The sequence below is a fragment of the Streptomyces sp. NPDC043726 genome (assembly GCF_056436565.1).
This window is the reverse complement of sequence record NZ_JBWKCI010000010.1, coordinates 91222-107203: the sequence shown is the minus strand read 5'-3', so window position 1 is coordinate 107203 and position 15982 is coordinate 91222. Positions and strand designations below refer to the sequence as shown.

The 15982-nt window shown below is 72.4% G+C and carries 16 protein-coding genes; 8 read left to right on the top strand and 8 right to left on the bottom strand.

Translation table 11 applies throughout. From position 1 onward, the window contains the following. Positions 1-11: 11 nt before the first annotated feature. Together AC068Z_RS28005 and AC068Z_RS28000 are read left to right on the top strand one after the other, a co-directional pair. Positions 12-845: a winged helix-turn-helix transcriptional regulator gene (locus tag AC068Z_RS28005; protein ID WP_478561296.1), complete on the top strand. Its 834-nt coding sequence runs from the start codon at positions 12-14 to the stop codon at positions 843-845. A gap of 62 nt (positions 846-907) precedes the next feature. After that, on the top strand, positions 908-1288 hold the full coding sequence (locus AC068Z_RS28000; protein ID WP_478561293.1) for an ArsR/SmtB family transcription factor: 381 nt from the start codon (positions 908-910) through the stop codon (positions 1286-1288). Positions 1289-1352: 64 nt separating this feature from the next. Here AC068Z_RS28000 and AC068Z_RS27995 read toward each other — a convergent pair whose 3' ends face one another. Continuing rightward, entirely contained in the window at positions 1353-2195 is an 843-nt protein-coding gene (locus tag AC068Z_RS27995) for a substrate-binding domain-containing protein (protein WP_478561290.1), read from the bottom strand. A 468-nt stretch (positions 2196-2663) separates the two neighbouring features. Continuing rightward, positions 2664-3053: an ArsR/SmtB family transcription factor gene (locus AC068Z_RS27990; protein ID WP_478561287.1), complete on the bottom strand. Its 390-nt coding sequence runs from the start codon at positions 3051-3053 to the stop codon at positions 2664-2666. Between the two features lie 77 nt (positions 3054-3130). On the opposite strand from AC068Z_RS27990, the gene AC068Z_RS27985 reads away from it, so the two are divergent. After that, positions 3131-4390 carry an FAD-dependent oxidoreductase gene (locus AC068Z_RS27985; RefSeq protein ID WP_478561284.1) on the top strand — a complete coding sequence of 420 codons (1260 nt, stop codon included), beginning with the start codon at positions 3131-3133 and terminating at the stop codon, positions 4388-4390. A 12-nt stretch (positions 4391-4402) separates the two neighbouring features. Here the strand turns inward: AC068Z_RS27985 and AC068Z_RS27980 are convergent, their stop codons facing one another. Together AC068Z_RS27980 and AC068Z_RS27975 are read right to left on the bottom strand one after the other, a co-directional pair. Further along, the gene (locus AC068Z_RS27980) at positions 4403-4753 is read right to left on the bottom strand and encodes a MazG-like family protein (protein WP_478561281.1); all 351 of its coding nucleotides are present in this window, start codon (positions 4751-4753) and stop codon (positions 4403-4405) included. A gap of 171 nt (positions 4754-4924) precedes the next feature. After that, entirely contained in the window at positions 4925-5482 is a 558-nt protein-coding gene (locus AC068Z_RS27975; RefSeq protein ID WP_478561278.1) for a DoxX family membrane protein, read from the bottom strand. Between the two features lie 132 nt (positions 5483-5614). Between AC068Z_RS27975 and AC068Z_RS27970 the strand changes: the two genes are divergently transcribed. Both AC068Z_RS27970 and AC068Z_RS27965 read left to right on the top strand, forming a co-directional pair. Continuing rightward, entirely contained in the window at positions 5615-5941 is a 327-nt protein-coding gene (locus AC068Z_RS27970; RefSeq protein WP_478561275.1) for a nuclear transport factor 2 family protein, read from the top strand. Between the two features lie 101 nt (positions 5942-6042). Then, positions 6043-7032, top strand: a complete 990-nt coding sequence (locus AC068Z_RS27965; protein WP_478562066.1) for an aldo/keto reductase — start codon at positions 6043-6045, stop codon at positions 7030-7032. A gap of 12 nt (positions 7033-7044) precedes the next feature. Here AC068Z_RS27965 and AC068Z_RS27960 read toward each other — a convergent pair whose 3' ends face one another. The 3 genes from AC068Z_RS27960 to AC068Z_RS27950 all read right to left on the bottom strand — a co-directional run bounded on the left by AC068Z_RS27960 (position 7045) and on the right by AC068Z_RS27950 (position 10438). After that, the gene (locus AC068Z_RS27960) at positions 7045-7731 is read right to left on the bottom strand and encodes an ABC transporter ATP-binding protein (protein ID WP_478561272.1); all 687 of its coding nucleotides are present in this window, start codon (positions 7729-7731) and stop codon (positions 7045-7047) included. A gap of 101 nt (positions 7732-7832) precedes the next feature. After that, a complete protein-coding gene (locus tag AC068Z_RS27955) occupies positions 7833-9302 on the bottom strand; it encodes an ABC transporter permease (protein WP_478561269.1) in 1470 nt (489 codons plus the stop codon). A 368-nt stretch (positions 9303-9670) separates the two neighbouring features. Next, a complete protein-coding gene (locus AC068Z_RS27950; RefSeq protein WP_478561266.1) occupies positions 9671-10438 on the bottom strand; it encodes an SDR family oxidoreductase in 768 nt (255 codons plus the stop codon). Between the two features lie 135 nt (positions 10439-10573). Here AC068Z_RS27950 and AC068Z_RS27945 point away from each other — a divergent pair, with 135 nt between their 5' ends. After that, positions 10574-12214: an alkaline phosphatase D family protein gene (locus AC068Z_RS27945; protein ID WP_478561263.1), complete on the top strand. Its 1641-nt coding sequence runs from the start codon at positions 10574-10576 to the stop codon at positions 12212-12214. On the opposite strand, the gene AC068Z_RS27940 is transcribed toward AC068Z_RS27945, so the two are convergent. Beyond that, positions 12201-13256: a Gfo/Idh/MocA family protein gene (locus AC068Z_RS27940; protein WP_478561260.1), complete on the bottom strand. Its 1056-nt coding sequence runs from the start codon at positions 13254-13256 to the stop codon at positions 12201-12203. The two genes, AC068Z_RS27945 and AC068Z_RS27940, sit on opposite strands and share 14 nt — an antisense overlap. 89 nt (positions 13257-13345) lie before the next feature. On the opposite strand from AC068Z_RS27940, the gene AC068Z_RS27935 reads away from it, so the two are divergent. Beyond that, positions 13346-14662, top strand: a complete 1317-nt coding sequence (locus tag AC068Z_RS27935) for a multidrug effflux MFS transporter (protein ID WP_478561258.1) — start codon at positions 13346-13348, stop codon at positions 14660-14662. Continuing rightward, positions 14602-15789, top strand: a complete 1188-nt coding sequence (locus AC068Z_RS27930; RefSeq protein WP_478561255.1) for a serine hydrolase domain-containing protein — start codon at positions 14602-14604, stop codon at positions 15787-15789. The genes AC068Z_RS27935 and AC068Z_RS27930 overlap by 61 nt, the downstream gene beginning before the upstream one ends. Positions 15790-15982: the final 193 nt, after the last annotated feature.

Sequence of the window (15982 nt, the reverse complement as noted above, 5' to 3'; positions counted from 1 at the left end):
GAGTACGACGGGTGACACCCGAGGCACACGGACCGACCGAGGCACATGGACCGACCGAGGCACCCGGACCGACGGAGGTGCAAGGGCCGAAGGAGTCCTCGTCCACCGCCGGTTCCGACGACAGCCGTTCACCGGACCTGCTGCTCGCCGAACCCGACCCGGAGCTCGCCCGGGACGTCACCGCCCGCTTCCTCAGCGCGGGCGTGCGGACCCTGGTCTGCCACGACGGCGCCGAGGCCCTGCTCCAGGTCGGCGCCCGCCGCCCCCGGGCCGTGCTGCTCGCCGCGCCGCTGCCGGTCGTCGGCGCCGCCGCGGTCACCGAGCTGATCGCCCGGCTGCACCCGGTGCCCGTCATCGTGGGCGCCGGGGCGGAGGGCGCCGCGGAGGCCACCGCCGCGCTGACGGCGGGCGCGGTGGCCTTCGTCGCCCGTCCCTACCGGGCCGAGGAGATCCTGCCGCTGCTCACCCTCGGCGCCCGGGCCGGAGCCGCCCCGCGGATGCTGGTCGTCGGGGACATCGAGCTCGACGTCGAGGGCTTTCACGTGTACGTCCGCGGGCGCTCGCTCACCCTGCCCGTACGCGAGTTCCTGCTGCTGCGCTATCTGATGGAACGTCCCAGCAAGGTCGTCAGCCGAAGGGAGCTGACCAAGGCGCTGTGGGGCGCCGACAAGCTCGACAGCAACACGCTCACCGTGCATGTGCGCCGGGTCCGCAACAAGCTCCGGGACGAGGCGGGCAGCCGGTGCACCATCGACGCGATCCGGGGCATGGGATACCGGCTGGAGTGCGGGCGCGAGGAGTCCGCCGCGAGCGGACGCGCCGGAGCCAAGGTGAACCGTGGGTGAACAACTCGTGGGTCGGGCAACCCTGTTCGAAGGGTACGGCGGAACCGCCCTATGGTGGTTGGATGAACGTCTCTCCTGGGGATACGGAGCTCGCCGCCGACCAACCGGAAGCTCACACATCGTCCCTGGCCCGCCTGTTGATCGACCGGGACGAGGCCGAGCGGCTGGCCGCCGTGCTCAAGGCCATCGCCGATCCGACCCGGCTGCAGCTCCTCCGGCTCATCGAGCGGGCACCCGCCGGTGAGGCCTGCGTCGCCGATCTCACCGACTGCCTGGGGCTGCGGCAGCCGACCGTCAGCCACCATCTGAAGGTCATGACCGACGCGGGACTGCTCACCCGGGAACGCCGGGGTACCTGGGTCTGGTACGCCGTCGACCGGGACGGCCTGCACCGGGTGCGGGACATCCTGAAGCCGGTACCGACGGTGGTCACGGCCGCCTAAAACAGGCCGCCTAAGACAGGCCTTCACGGGCCCCTAAGACAGGCCGCCTAAGAAACCAGGCTTGCTAAGACAGGTCCCCCACCACCGCCCGCACCCGGCTCGCGACCTTCTCCGGCAGGGGCGCGTAGTGGATGCCGGGGAGGATCTCCTGACCGGCCTCGCTGACGACGTAGGACAGGAACGACTTCAGGGCCGGGAGCGTGTCGGGCGGGGTGCCCTCGGCGCAGACCACCTCGTAGGTGACCAGGACGATCGGGTACGCCCCGGGCGCCCGCGTCGCGTGGTCGAGCCGCAGCGCCAGGTCCCGCCCCTTCCCGGTGATCCGCGCCCCGGCGATCCCGGCCGAGGCGGTCCTGGGGCTCGGGGCGACCGGCTCCGCCGCGCCCGTGTCGATCCGGACCGTCGGGATGCGGCCCTTCGTGGCGTACGACAGCTCGACGTAGCCGATCGAGCCGAGCGTGCCGGTCATCTCGCTCGCCATGTTCTGCGAGCCGTCGGCGGAGTTGCCGCCCTCGGCCGGCCAGGACTTCGAGACCGGGTAGGGCCACTCCCGTGACGCGGCGGCGGAGAGGTAGGCCGTGAAGTTCTGGGTGGTGCCCGAGCCGTCGGAGCGGTGCACGGACTGGATGGCCAGGTCGGGCAGGCGGGCGCCGGGGTTGAGGGCGCGGATCGCGGGGTCGTTCCAGCGGGTGATCCGGGAGTCGAAGATCCTGGCCAGCGTGGGCGCGTCCAGGACCAGGTCGTCCACCTCGGAGAGGTTGTAGCCGACCGCGATCGGGCCGCCCACAGTGGGCAGGTTGACCGCGCGCCCGCCCCCGCACACCGGCCCGGTGCGCGCCAGGTCCGCCGGCTTCAGCGCGCCGTCGGTGCCGCCGCGCCGTGACGCCCCGCATGAACTGCGAGACACCCGCGGTCGATCCCACCGGGTTGTAGGCGATCCGTACCCCCGGACAGGCCCGTTGGTACTGCGCCATCCAGTACTTCATCGCGTTGTCCTGGGCGCTCGAACCCGACCCCGACACCTGCCCCCGCGCCGCGCACCGGATCCGCGGATCCGCCGGCGCCCTGGCGGCCGTACGACTCCCGGGGCCGCCCGAATCGTCCTCCGTCCAGGCCCATAACCAGGCCCCGCCCGCGACGGCCACGCCCGCCGCCGTGACGACGGCGCCGACCGGCACCAGGCCGAGGCGGGGGCGTCGCCTGGGCCGTCGATGTCGCACCATGTCCCCTCCGAAGCGTTCCGGGGTTCCCGGGGGCATAGATGCTGGCCTATGTCGGGCGGGGGTGTGGCGACGTCGGCGCGAACGTCTGGCGACGCCTTCGTGGCGTAGGGCGGTCAGGGCAGGGCGGTCAGGGCCCGGTCGGGGCAGGGCGGTCAGCGTAGGGCCAGCATCCGCGCCATCGCCGCGACGACCTGGGGCGCGACCTTGTAATAGACCCACGTGCCGCGCCGCTCGGAGGTGAGCAGGCCTGCCTCCTTCAGCTTCTTCAGGTGGTGGGAGACGGTCGGCTGGGAGACGCCCACGTCGGAGATGTCGCACACGCAGGCCTCCCCGCCCTCGTGCGAGGCGACCAGTGAGAAGAGCCGCAGCCGTACGGGGTCGCCGAGCGCCTTGAACATACGGGCGGTGCGCTCGGCCTCGTCCGTGCTCAGGGGGCGCTCGGTGAGGGGCGGGCAGCAGGGGACGGCTTCGGTGCCGACCGTCTCCAGTAGTTCCACTTCCAGTCCCGGTTCCACGTCCAGTGCGCTGTCCTGATTCGGCATGTGTCTATGTTGACACACTTCGAATCAAGGGGCAGGGTGGGTGCTGTATCGACAGATGTCGAATCAATGGAGCTGTCATGGCTGAGTACCCCGTCGTCGTCATCGGAGCCGGTCCCGTGGGCCTGGCCGCCGCCGCGCACCTCGCCGCGCGCGGACTGGAACCCCTGGTCCTGGAGGCGGGCCCGGTCGCGGGCAGCGCGGTCCGCGAGTGGGCGCACGTCCGGCTGTTCTCCCCGTGGGCCGAACTCGTCGACCCGGTCGCCGAGAAGCTGCTGGCCCCCACCGGCTGGGTCCGCCCCGACGGTGCCGCCTATCCCACCGGGGGCGACTGGGCGGACCGCTACCTCCAGCCGCTCGCCGACGCCCTCGGCGGCCGGGTCCGCTACGGCGTCGCCGTCACCGGAGTGGCCCGCGCCGGGCGCGACCGGGTCGTCGACGCGGGGCGCTCCGGGCAGCCGTTCACCGTGCACGTCACCCACGCCGACGGCCACGAGGACCGGCTGACGGCCCGAGCGGTCCTCGACGCCTCCGGCACCTGGTCCGGCCCGGCCCCGATGGGCGCCGACGGGCTGCCCGCGCTGGGCGAGAGGGCGGCGGCCGACCGGATCTCCTACCGGGTCCCCGACCTCCGCGACCCCGCCATCCGTGCCCGTTACGAGGGCCGCCGCACCGCCGTCGTCGGCTCTGGCGCCTCCGCGTTCACGGCCCTCGCCACGCTCGCCGACCTCCCGGGCGCCCACGCGGTATGGGTCCTGCGCCGCGGAAGCGCCCAGTACGGCGGCGGCGAGGCCGACCTGCTCCCGGCCCGCGGCGCCCTCGGGCTGCGCGCCAGGGCCGCCGTGGAGGAGGGGCACGCCGAGGCGGCGACGGGATTCCGGATCCGGGCGGTCGAACGGGTCGCGGACGGGCTCGTGCTGATCGCCGACGACGGCCGCCGCCTGGACCCGGTGGACGAAGTCCTCGTCCTCACCGGCTTCCGGCCCGACCTGTCGTTCCTCTCCGAGGTCCGCCTCGGCCTCGACGAACGCCTCCAGGCCCCCGTCGGACTGGCCCCGCTCATCGACCCCAACGTCCACTCCTGCGGCACCGTCCCACCGCACGGCGTCGGCGAGCTCTCCCATCCGGAGCAGGGCATCCACCTGGTCGGCATGAAGTCCTACGGCCGCGCCCCGACGTTCCTCGCCATGACCGGGTACGAACAGGTCCGCTCCATCGCGGCGGCGCTGGCCGGCGACGCCGAGGCGGCCCGCCGGATCGAACTGACACTGCCCGCGACCGGGGTGTGCGGGGGCTCCGGGCTCTACGACGACGCAGGCGGCGGGAGTTGCTGCTCCTGAAGCATGGGGGCATCAGGGTCTGCCCGACCCCAGCGACCGCTCCCGCACCCGGGCCAGATGCCCCTCGAACACCTCCCGGGTGTCGGGCGTCAGCGTGCGCAGGGCGACCAGGGCCGTGATCACGACGTCGCACAGTTCCGCCTGTACGTCGTCCCAGGTGTGCGTGACGCCCTTGCGGGGGTTCTGCCCGGTCGCCCCGATCACCGCCTCGGCGACCTCGCCGACCTCCTCCGACAGCTTCAGCATGCGCAGGAGCAGGCCCTCCCGGCCGTCGACCGGACGGTTCGCGTCCAGCCAGGCGTACAGCTCGTCGATGCCGGACCACAGGTCGGTCGCGGGAGGCGTGGCGGTCTGTTCAGTCATACGCCGAGACTGTCACGCCCCACTGACAGCGCCCCGGGGCAGGGAAGCCCCAGGCCAGGGAAGCCCCGGGCCAGGGAGGCCCGGGCCAGGGAAGCCCCGGGTCAGGGAAGCCCCGGCGAGGGCAACCCCGGCCAGGGCAACCCCTCCTTGGCGAACCCCGGCCACACATCCTCAGCTCTTGAACTCGTCCTCGAACAGGGCCACTTGCTCGCCCTCCCGTTCCTCGCGCAACGCCTTGTTGCGCATGCCGACGACGACCGCCGTCCCCGCCGCCGTCGCCGCGAGCGCCACCGGGACCATCCAGCCCCGGTCGAAGACATGGCCGAGCGCGTGGTCCAGGGAGAGTCGGCCCGGGCCGCTGACCGCGAGGCCGGCCGCGGCCAGGCCCAGGGTGGCGGCGTACTCGTAGCCGCCGCTCGCGTTGAAGAAGCCGTTCGGGGTGTGCACCGCCGCCGCGCCGGTCATCGCGCCGGCTGCCGCCGCGCCCGCCGCCGGGGTGGCGAGGCCCAGCGCCAGCAGGGTGCCGCCGCCCGCCTCGGCGAGGCCGGCCATCCTCGCGTTCGCCTCGCCGGGCCGGTATCCCACGGACTCCATGAACTGCCCGGTGCCCTTGATACCTCCTCCGCCGAACCAGCCGAACAGCTTCTGCGCGCCGTGCGCGGCCAGTACCCCGCCGGCACCCAGCCGCAGCAGGAGCAGACCCAGATCACGTCGGTCGTAAGAGCTCACGGTGTCTCCCGTAACAGACAGCAGGAACAGTCCCCTCCCGCGTGTCCACCGTCGCACCCCGCACACCCGAGGGGCCTGCCCGGGCCGCCGTTCGGGTGGCGGGGTGCCGGGAGCGATGTGAGTCTGACGGTCATGACGATCCAACCGAAGAACCTCAGCGACCCAGCCGTCCGGGACTTCGTCGCCGCCGTCAACGCGCACGACCGGCAGGCCTTCATGGACCTGCTCACCCCGGACGCGACCATGGCGGACGACGGCACCGACCGTGACCTCGACGACTGGATCGACCGGGAGATCTTCTCCTCCAACGGTCACCTGGAGGTGGACCGGGAGTCCGACGGCGGCCACGCCCTCCTCGCCCGCTACCGCAACGACACCTGGGGCGAGATGCGCACCCGCTGGCGCTTCGAGGTCGACGACGACGGCAAGATCCGCCGCTTCGAGACGGGCCAGGCCTGAAGTTCCCTCTCAGCGCGCGGACTTGCTCTGAAGTTCCCTCTCCGCGCCGGGACTTGCCCTGAAGTGGGCTTCAACTCCTAGCGTCTGCAGCCATGAACGCAATGGAGACGAACCTCAGGCCTCTCGGCCGCAGCGGAATCGACGTCAGCGCCCTCGGCTTCGGCTGCTGGGCCATCGGCGGTGAGTGGACCGACCCGGACGGACAGCCGCTGGGCTGGGGCCGGGTCGACGACGAGGAGTCGGTACGGGCGATCCGGCGCGCCCTCGACCTCGGCGTCACCTTCTTCGACACCGCCGACACCTACGGCGCCGGGCACAGCGAGCGCGTCCTCGGCCGTGCGCTGGGCAGGCGCCGGGCCGACGTGATCGTCGCCACCAAGTGGGGCAACGTCTTCGACGAGGAGACCCGCACCCTCACCGGCGGCGACGACTCCCCGGCCTACGCCCGTCGCGCCCTGACCGCCTCGCTGCGGCGCCTGGACACCGACTACGTCGACCTTTACCAGCTGCACCTGTCGGAGGCCGACCCCGACCGCGCGGCCGAACTCCGTGACATGTGCGAGGAGTTCGTGCGCGACGGGCTCGTCCGGGCCTACGCCTGGAGCACCGACGACCCCGCCCGCGCCGCCGTCTTCGCGGAGGGCGCCCACTGCGCGGCCGTACAGCATCGGCTCAACGTGCTGCAGGACGCACCCGAAATGCTGGCGCTCTGCGCGGAGTTCGGACTCGCGAGCGTCAACCGCAGTCCGCTGGCGATGGGGTTGCTGAGCGGGAGGCGGACGGCGGGGCAGGCGCTCGACGCGGGGGACATCCGCAACGCGCCTCCGGCCTGGCTGCCCGGTTTCGCGGCCGGGTCCGGTGCGGATCCCGAGTGGCTGAAGCGGGTGGAGGCGATCCGGGAGATCCTGACCAGCGGCGGCCGTACGCCTGCCCAGGGCGCGCTCGCCTGGATCTGGGCGCGTAGTCCGCACACGGTGCCGATTCCGGGGTTCCGCACGGTCGCGCAGGCCGAGGAGAACGCGGGGGCGATGGCGAAAGGGCCGCTCACCGCAGCCCAGTTGGCCGAGATCGACGGCATCCTGGGGCGGTGAGCGGCCCTTCCTCTAGTACGTCACCTGCCGTTCCGTCAGGGTGATCCGGCCCGACTTGATGGTGGCGAGGCGGGGTGCGCGGCGGGCGATCGAGGAATCGTGGGTGACCATGACGAAGGTCAGCCCGTACTCGTGCCACAGCCCCTCCAGCAGGGCCATGATGTCGTCGCGGGTGCCCTCGTCGAGGTTGCCGGTGGGTTCGTCGGCGAGCAGCACCTTCGGCCGCTTGACCAGGGCGCGGGCGATGGCGACGCGCTGCTGCTGGCCGCCGGACATCTCCGACGGTACGTGGGTGAGGCGTTCGCCGAGGCCGACGGAGTTCAGCGCCTCGGCGGCCCGTTCGCGGCGCTCCTTGGGGCTGACGCCGAGGGGGACGAGCGCGGTTTCCACGTTCTCCTGGGCGGTGAGGGTGGGGATGAGGTTGAACGCCTGGAAGATGATGCCGATCTTCTCGGCGCGCAGGCGGGTGAGCCGGGCCTCGCTGACGGTGGCGAGGTCGACGTCGTCCAGCATGACGCTGCCCTCGGAGGGGCGGTCGAGGCCACCGATCATCTGGAGCAGCGTGGACTTGCCGCCGCCGGTCGGTCCCTGGATGACGAGCTGATCGCCGTCCGCGATGGTGAGGTCGACGCCGTCGAGGGCGAGGACTGTTTCCTTGCCTCGGGTGTAGCGCTTGGTGACGTTTCTGAGGTCGTACATGGGGGCTCCTGGGGGGGTGTTCGGGGTGGTTCGCCGGGTGCGGGTTCGTGGGGGCTGGTCGCGCAGTTCCCCGCGCCCCTGGGAGTTGCAGCCGAGGCTTGCTACTCGACTCGCCTCAGTGCGTCCGCCGGGCGGAGCCGGGATGCTCGCCAGCCGCCGAAGCCGCCCGCTATCAGGCCGCCCGCCACCGCCAGGCCCACCGCCAGGGCGATCGTCGTCGCGCTGACCGGGGCCGTGAGGGCCACCTCCAGGGCGTTCGAGGACTGCTGGGCGCCGGGGCCGCCGCCCATGCCGCCGCCACCGGGGCCGCCGCCCATGCCGCCGCCCGTCGAGCCGAGTTGAGCCTCCAGGGTCGGGCTGATCGCCGTCACCGTGTAGGCGCCCGCCAGGCCGACCGCGATACCGAGGACACCGCCCACCAGGCCGCTGACGATCGCCTCGCCGACCACCTGGCGGGTGACCCGGCCCGACGTCCAGCCCAGGGCCTTCAGGGTGCCGAACTCGCGGACCCGGCGCGTCACCGCCGACGACGTCAGCAGGCCCGCGACCAGGAACGCCGCCGCCAGTACCGCGACCGACAGCCACTTGCCGACGCTCGACGCGAGGTTCGACGCGGTCGACAGGGACCCCGACACCGTCTCCGCCAGATCCGCGGACGTCGTAACCGTCGTACCGGAGATGTTCTTCTGGATCGTCGACTTGACCGCGTCGATCCGCTGGGAGTCCGTGGCCTTGACGTAGATCGTCGTGACCTTGTTCTTCGCGTCGCCCAGCGTCTGGGCCTGCTTCAGGGGCAGGTAGACGTCGGTCGTCGACTCGCTGCTCTCCGGGGTCGCGATGCCGATGATCGTGTACTTGGTCCCGGAGATCTTGAAGGTCTCGCCGACCTTGTACTCGTTCTCCTTCGCGTACGACTTGCTGAGCACCGCCACCTTCGCGCTGGTCTGCGTCGCCGTGAAGGTCTTGCCGGAGGTGATCTGCGAGCCGGCCAGCGGGCCGAGGTCCTGGTCGGTGACGTCGACGCCGGCGACGGAGTAGGAGTTGACGTCGAAGGAGGCGCCGCCGCCCTGGACCTGCGGCTGGCCGGTGGCGCCGGAGCCGCCCGTGCCTCCGGGGCCGCCCTGGGACTGGCTGCCCTGGGACTGCGACTGCGCCTGGCCCTGCGTGAAGGAGCCGTCGACCTTCGTGACGTTCAGGGTCAGCGCGCCGACCGCGTTGGCGACCCCGCTCTGCCGGGCCACCTTCGTCACGAGCGAGGCACTGAGCGCCTCACCGCCCTGCGTCATCACCCGGTCCGAGCTCTGCTCCTCGTCCTCGTCGGACTTGGCGTCGAACTCGAACCTCGGTCCGCCCGAGGCGTTGTCGCTGGGCGCCGATCTGGCCTTGGTGACCGTCATGTCGGTGCCCAGGCCGTAGAGGGACTGCAGGACCTTGTCCTGCGCCTGCTGCATGCCCGCCGACACGGAGTTGACCGTGATGACGAGGGCGATTCCGAGCGCCAGACCCAGTGCGACGACCAGAGCCGCCTTCTTGCGCCGGCTCAGCTCGCGCTTGAGATAGATGCCAAACATCCCGTTCCTCGAAGGTTCTTGGCGCCCGCTGTGGGCGCGGCCTCAAGGTAGGGACGGAATGTTGTGCGGCCGTGAGGAAGGGATAGGTGCGGGCTGAGAAGGGATGTGAACCTGCTGAGAGTCGTACGGCAGCCGTCGACGGCGCGGTGCGTACCCCGCGGTCCCGCGCGAGGTCCACCCCCAACCCGCGCCGTCGGACGGCTGCCGTCTCCCCCCTCGGTGTGGCCGGAAGCCCTCCACTCCAACTGTGAAGCTCTTGTGGAGGAGAGTTGAGCATAAGCCGCCGACCGGCCGCAATGGTGCGGACGGTCAAATTCCGATTGTGCAAGTTGAGGAGACTGAGTTCTTCGGCGTTCCTCAGCTCTGGCTCAGCCGCGTCCCACGTACGGCATGGCCGTCGCCAGCACCGTCGCGAACTGCACGTTCGCCGCCAGCGGCAGCTCGGCCATGTGCCGGACGGTTCGCGCCACGTCGGCCACGTCCATCACGGGCTCCGGCGCCACCTCGCCGTTGGCCTGAAGTGCCCCCGTCTGCATGCGGGCCGTCATGTCGGTGGCCGCGTTGCCGATGTCGATCTGCCCGACGGCGATGTCGTACGGCCGCCCGTCCAGTGACAGCGACTTCGTCAGGCCCGTCAGCGCGTGCTTGGTCGCCGTGTAGGCGACGGAGTGCGGGCGGGGGGTATGGGCGGAGATGGACCCGTTGTTGATGATCCGGCCGCCCCGGGGGTCCTGCTCCTTCATCTGCCGGAACGCCGCCTGCGCACACAGGAACGCCCCGTTGAGGTTGGTGTCCACCACGTGCCGCCAGGCGTCGTAGGGCAGCTCCTCCACCGGCACCCCGCCCGGCCCGAACGTCCCCGCGTTGTTGAACAGCAGGTCGACCCGCCCGAACCGGTCCACCGTGGCGGCGAACAATGCGGCGACCTCCTCGGGCCGCGCCACATCCGTGCGTACGGCGAGGGCGGCGCCCTCGGGCGCCAGGGCCGCCGTCTCCTCCAGGGTCCCGGTGCGGCGGCCCGCCAGCGCCACCGACCAGCCCGCGCGCAGCAGCTCCACGGCGACCGCGCGCCCGATGCCGGAGCCGGCCCCGGTCACCACGGCGGTCCTCGGCCTGTCAGTTTGCTTCGCATTCATGGCCCCGCAGCGTACGGGAGGGTCCGCCATCCGGAACTCATCCGTCCGCCATCCGGGTGTTGTGTACGCGCCAATCGAGAGTCGTCCCCGGCCACTCCAATGCCTGGTGCATTCATTTCGTCAGGGGAGGACCGGATGACACTCGACGCACGCCAGTCACAGCACGCCCCCGAACTGCGCGCGGCGGCCCGGCACTTGGGCCGCCGTCGCTTCCTCACGGTCACGGGCGCGGCCGCCGCGCTCGCCTTCGCGGTGAACCTGCCCACGGCCGGGGTCGCGGGCGCCGCCGAGCTGGACGCCCGGAAGATCACCGAGAACCCGTTCACCCTCGGCGTCGCCTCCGGCGACCCGCTGCCCGGCTCGGTCCTGCTGTGGACCCGCCTCGCCCCCGCCCCCTACCAGCCCGACGGCGGACTGCCCGCCGAGCGCGTCACCGTGCACTGGGAGCTGGCCCGCGACGAGAACTTCCGCCGCCCGGTCAGACGCGGCACCGCCACCGCGCACCCCGAGTTCCAGCACACCGTCCACGTCGAGGTCGGCCACCTCGACACCGACCGCGTCCTGTACTACCGCTTCCGGGTCGGCTCCTGGATCTCCGAGACCGGCCGCACCCGCACCGCCCCCGCCCCGGGCGCCCGCGGCTCCGGGCTCAAGCTCGCCGCCGTCTCCTGCCAGGCGTACCACGACGGCTACTTCACCCCGTACGGCCATCTCGCCGCCGACGACGTCGACGTCGTCTTCCACCTCGGCGATTACCTCTACGAGTACGCCGTCAACTCTGTCGGCGGCAACCGCAACTACACCGACCGCGTCCTGCCGGCCCTGTTCAACCGGGAGACGCTGACCCTGGAGGACTACCGGCTGCGCTACGCCCTCTACAAGTCCGACCCCGATCTGCGCGCCGCGCACGCCGCGCACCCCTTCGTCGTCACCTGGGACGACCACGAGACCGAGAACAACTACGCCGACGACAGCCCCGAGAACAGCGTCCCGCCGGAGGAGTTCCTGCTGCGCCGCGCCTCCGCCTACCGCGCCTACTGGGAGCACCAGCCGCTGCGCCGCCCCCAGCTCCCCGAGGGCCCCGACATGCAGCTCTACCGGCGCCTGAAGTGGGGCCGGCTCGCCCAGTTCGACGTGCTCGACACCCGGCAGTACCGCTCCAACCAGGCCCAGGGCGACGGCGCCAAGGTGCCCGGGCCCGAGGTCGACGACCCGGCGCGCACGATGACCGGTGAGACGCAGGAGCGGTGGCTGCTGGACGGCTGGCGGTCCTCGCGGGCGCTGTGGAACGTCGTCCCGCAGCAGGTCGTCTTCTCCCAGCGCAAGTTCGACCTCGTCGAGCCCTCCCGGGTCTCGATGGACGCCTGGGACGGCTACCGCGCCTCCCGCCGCCGGATCCTGGACGGCGCCGAGGCCGCGGGCGTCGACAACCTGATGGTGCTCACCGGCGATGTGCACGTCGGGTACGCCTTCGACATCAAGGACGACTTCGACGACCCGGCCTCGCGGATCCGGGGCACGGAGATCGTGGCGACCTCGATCGCGAGCGGCCGGGACGGCGCCGACAAGCCCGCGAACTGGGACACCTACATGACCGCCAACCCGCACCTGAAGTTCTACAACGGCCGGCGCGGCTATGTGACCGTCGCGCTGGACGAGCGGCAGGCGCGGGCCGACTTCCGGACGGTGCCGTACGTGACCACGCCGGGGGCGCCGGTCACGACGGCCGCGTCCTTCGTGACGGAGGTGGGGGAGCCGGGGCTCAAGCCGGCGTGAGCGCCGTCTCGCCCGAGGGTTCGCCCGTCTCGCCCGAGGGTTCGCCCGTCTCGCTCGGGTAGCGGACGCCGACGCGGTCCCGGATCGCGTCGAGCGTCCGCATCACGGCGAGGGTGCCGTCCAGCGGGACGAGCGGGGACTCCGTCTCCCCGGCCCGCAGGGCGCGCATCACCTCGGCGGCCTCGTGGCGCAGGCTGGCGCGAGGGCCGTCGGCCGGGTCGGCGGCGAACCGCTCCGGGTCGCGGCCGTCCCGGTGCAGGACGAAGTGGTCCGGGAAGAAGAAGCCGTAGGGGATGTCGATCCGGCCGTGCGAGCCGGTGACCGACGCCGAGGTCGCCGTACCGCCGATGATGGAGCAGTGCACCGAAGCGAGAGCGCCGCTCTCCCAGGAGAGCAGTGCTCCGGTCTGGAGATCGACGCCCTCGTCCGAGAGCACCGCTCTCGCGACGATGTCCGAGGGCTCCCCGAGCAGCAGCTGCGCGAACGACACCGGGTAGACCCCGAGATCGAGCAGCGCGCCCCCGCCCTGCAGCGGGTCACGCAGCCGGTGCGCGGGCGGGAAGGGCCCGGCCAGCCCGAAGTCGGCCTGCACACTGCGCACTTCGCCGATCGCCCCGTCGTCGACCAGCGCCTTCAGCTTCCGGACCAGCGGATTGCAGTACATCCACATGGCCTCCATCAGGAAGCTCCCGCGCGCCTTCGCGAGGCCGACCAGCTCCTCGGCCTCCCGCGCGTTCAGCGTGAAGGCCTTCTCGCACAGCACGTTCCGCCCGGCCTCCAGGCACAGGCCCGCGGCGACCCGGTGCGCCGAGTGCGGAGTGGCGACGTACACGACATCGATGTCCTCGTCGGCCGCCAGCGCGGCCCAGTCGCCGTACGCGCGCCCGATCCCGAACCGCTCCGCGAACGCGTCCGCCGACGCCTGCGACCGCGAGGCCACCGCCACGACCTCGGCGTCCGGCAGGTCCACCAGGTCGGCCGTGAACGTGGCCGCGATCCCCCCGGTCGCCAGGATCCCCCAGCGCACCTTCTGCTCACTCATCCCCGAACCCCACCCTTGCTGTAGTGACCCTCGGCACTGTGTTCGAGCTGAGAGCATAGGGGCGGCATCGTGAGAAGAGGGAGGGGCACATGCCCGACACCGGGGCGTCCAGGGCATCCATACCGAACCAAACGCAGGCGGCCGTACCGAAGGCGGAACCGGCCGCCCGCGCCATGCGGCGTACCGGTCTGCTGGTCACCCTCGTCCTCGGCGGGCTGACCGCCACGCCCCCGCTGGCGATGGACATGTACCTGCCCGCCCTCCCGCAGGTCACCGGGGCCCTCAGCGCCCCCGCCGCGACCGTCCAGCTCACCCTCACCGCCTGCCTCGCCGGCATGGCGCTCGGCCAGCTCGTGGTCGGCCCGATGAGCGACCGCTGGGGCCGCCGACGCCCGCTGCTGATCGGCCTCGCGGTGTACGTCCTCGCCACCGCCCTGTGCGCCATCGCGCCGACGGTCGAGTTCCTGGTCGCCTTCCGGCTCGCGCAGGGGCTCGCGGGCGCCGCCGGAATCGTGATCGCCCGCGCGGTCGTCCGCGACCTCTACGACGGCGTCGCGATGGCCCGCTTCTTCTCCACCCTCATGCTGATCTCCGGCGTCGCGCCGATCGTGGCGCCCCTGATCGGCGGCCAGATCCTGCGGGTCACCGACTGGCGGGGCGTGTTCGTCGTCCTGACCGTGGTCGGGGTGGCGCTGGCGGGCGTGGTGTGGGCCCGGCTGCCGGAGACCCTCGACCCGGCCGACCGGCACTCGGGAGGCGTCGGCGAGGCCCTGCGCTCGATGCGGGGGCTGCTCGCCGACCGCGCCTTCGCGGGCTACATGCTGACCGGCGGCTTCGCCTTCGCCGCGCTGTTCGCGTACATCGCCGCCTCCCCCTTCGTGATCCAGGAGATCTACGGCGCCTCCCCGCAGACCTTCAGTCTGCTGTTCGGCCTGAACTCCATCGGGCTGGTCATCGTCGGCCAGATCAACGGCAAGGTGCTGGTCGGGCGGGTGAGCCTGGACTCGGTGCTCGCGGTCGGCCTCGGCGTGGTGCTGCTGGCCGCCACGGCGCTGCTGCTGATGTCGGCGGGCGTGTTCGGCGAGGTGGGCCTGGTGCCGGTGGCCGCCGCGCTGTTCGTACTGATGTCGGCCATGGGCGTCACGCTGCCCAACACCCAGACCCTGGCGCTGCTGCGCACCAAGCAGGCGGCGGGTTCGGCGTCGGCGTTGCTGGGTACCTCGTCCTTCCTGATCGGCGCGGTCGCCTCGCCCCTGGTGGGGGTCGCCGGGGAGGACACGGCCGTACCCATGGCGGTGGTCCAACTGGCCGCCGCGCTGGTGGCGTCGGCCTGCTTCGTGGGAATGTGCCGTCCCTGGAACAAGCGTGGGGACACGGCGGCGAGCGTGGAGGGAGCGGGGAGCTGAGCGCACCGAGACTGCGCGGCGACACTCCGGAACGGGCGGGCCTCGACCCCGAGGAACTCGCCCACCTGGTCCGCGAGGTCCACGCCCTCACGACGGGCGAGCGGCCCTGGGCGGCGGGGGCCGTGGTGATCGCCGGACGTGGCCCCTGTGTGGCCGTGGAGGAGGCGGCGGGTTGGGCGGTGCGATACGCCTCGTACGACCCGCAGAAGGACGCCGGGGTGGAGCTCCCCGTGTCCTCCCGCGTCCCGATGACGGTGCGGACCGCCTTCGACCTGGCGTCCCTGACGAAGGTCTTCACGGCCGTGGCCGCGGTGCAGCAGATCGAGCGGGGGACGCTCGGGATCGACGCGGAGGTGGGGGCGTATCTCCCGGACTTCCGCGGGGCGGCGCGGCACGGGGTGACGGTACGGCAGCTGCTGACGCACACGTCCGGGATGCGGCCGGAGGTTCCGCTGTACGACTGCGCCGACGACGCGGAGCGGTGGGCCCGGCTGCGGGCGGAGGTGCCGGTGGGGGTGCCGGGGACGTACTGCTACTCGGACGTCAACCTCCTGCTGCTGCAACAGGTCCTGGAGCGCATCACCGGGCGCGGCCTCGACGTCCTGGTTCACGACGGCATCACCCGGCCGCTCGGCATGACGGCGACCCGCTTCGGGCCGTATCCGGGCGCCGCGGCGACGGAGGACCAGCGGCGGCCGTGGGCGAAGGCCGAGCGGGGCATGCTGCGGGGCGTCGTGCACGACGAGAACGCGTGGGCGCTGGGCGGGGTGGCGGGGCACGCGGGCCTGTTCTCGACGGCGCGGGACCTCGCGGTGTTCTGCCGGGCGCTGCTCGCCGGGGGCTCCTACGGTCCGGCCCGCATCCTGGGACCAGACTTCGTGGAGCTGCTGCTGACGCCGCCGGGGCTGGGGTTCGCGATGGACCAGGAGTGGTTCATGGGGGAGTTGGCGGGGCGGGGGGCGGCGGGCCATACGGGGTTCACCGGCACGATGCTGGTCCTGGACCGGGCCACGGACACGTTTCTGGTGCTCCTGGCGAACACGGTCCATCCCCGGCGGCGGGCAGCGGACAGCAGGCCGCGAGCGGCGGCGGCGTCGCGGGTGGCGCGGGCGGTGCGGGAACGCTGACGCGGGGCACGGGTTTCGCCCCCGCCGCCCCTACCCGTCCCATCCCTGGGGGCTGCGCCCCCAGACCCCCGCTTCGGCCCTGAACGGGCCTCGTCCTCAAACGCCGGACGGGCTGAAAAACCCCGGCGCGGCGGAATTCAGCCTGAGAGCGAGGTCGAAGGGGCGGCCGGCCCCTGGAGGATGGGACGGGTAG

Excerpts from the sequence above, each read along its gene's own strand:
- AC068Z_RS27990 (WP_478561287.1), bottom strand. The coding sequence starts at position 3,053 with ATGCCGAATCAGGACAGCGCACTGGACGTGGAACCGGGACTGGAAGTG.
- AC068Z_RS27955 (WP_478561269.1), bottom strand. The coding sequence starts at position 9,302 with ATGTTTGGCATCTATCTCAAGCGCGAGCTGAGCCGGCGCAAGAAGGCG.
- AC068Z_RS27950 (WP_478561266.1), bottom strand. The coding sequence starts at position 10,438 with ATGAATGCGAAGCAAACTGACAGGCCGAGGACCGCCGTGGTGACCGGG.
- AC068Z_RS27970 (WP_478561275.1), top strand. The coding sequence starts at position 5,615 with ATGACGATCCAACCGAAGAACCTCAGCGACCCAGCCGTCCGGGACTTC.
- AC068Z_RS27980 (WP_478561281.1), bottom strand. The coding sequence starts at position 4,753 with ATGACTGAACAGACCGCCACGCCTCCCGCGACCGACCTGTGGTCCGGC.
- AC068Z_RS27965 (WP_478562066.1), top strand. The coding sequence starts at position 6,043 with ATGGAGACGAACCTCAGGCCTCTCGGCCGCAGCGGAATCGACGTCAGC.
- AC068Z_RS28000 (WP_478561293.1), top strand. The coding sequence starts at position 908 with ATGAACGTCTCTCCTGGGGATACGGAGCTCGCCGCCGACCAACCGGAA.
- AC068Z_RS27985 (WP_478561284.1), top strand. The coding sequence starts at position 3,131 with ATGGCTGAGTACCCCGTCGTCGTCATCGGAGCCGGTCCCGTGGGCCTG.
- AC068Z_RS27935 (WP_478561258.1), top strand. The coding sequence starts at position 13,346 with ATGCCCGACACCGGGGCGTCCAGGGCATCCATACCGAACCAAACGCAG.
- AC068Z_RS27945 (WP_478561263.1), top strand. The coding sequence starts at position 10,574 with ATGACACTCGACGCACGCCAGTCACAGCACGCCCCCGAACTGCGCGCG.
- AC068Z_RS27940 (WP_478561260.1), bottom strand. The coding sequence starts at position 13,256 with ATGAGTGAGCAGAAGGTGCGCTGGGGGATCCTGGCGACCGGGGGGATC.
- AC068Z_RS27960 (WP_478561272.1), bottom strand. The coding sequence starts at position 7,731 with ATGTACGACCTCAGAAACGTCACCAAGCGCTACACCCGAGGCAAGGAA.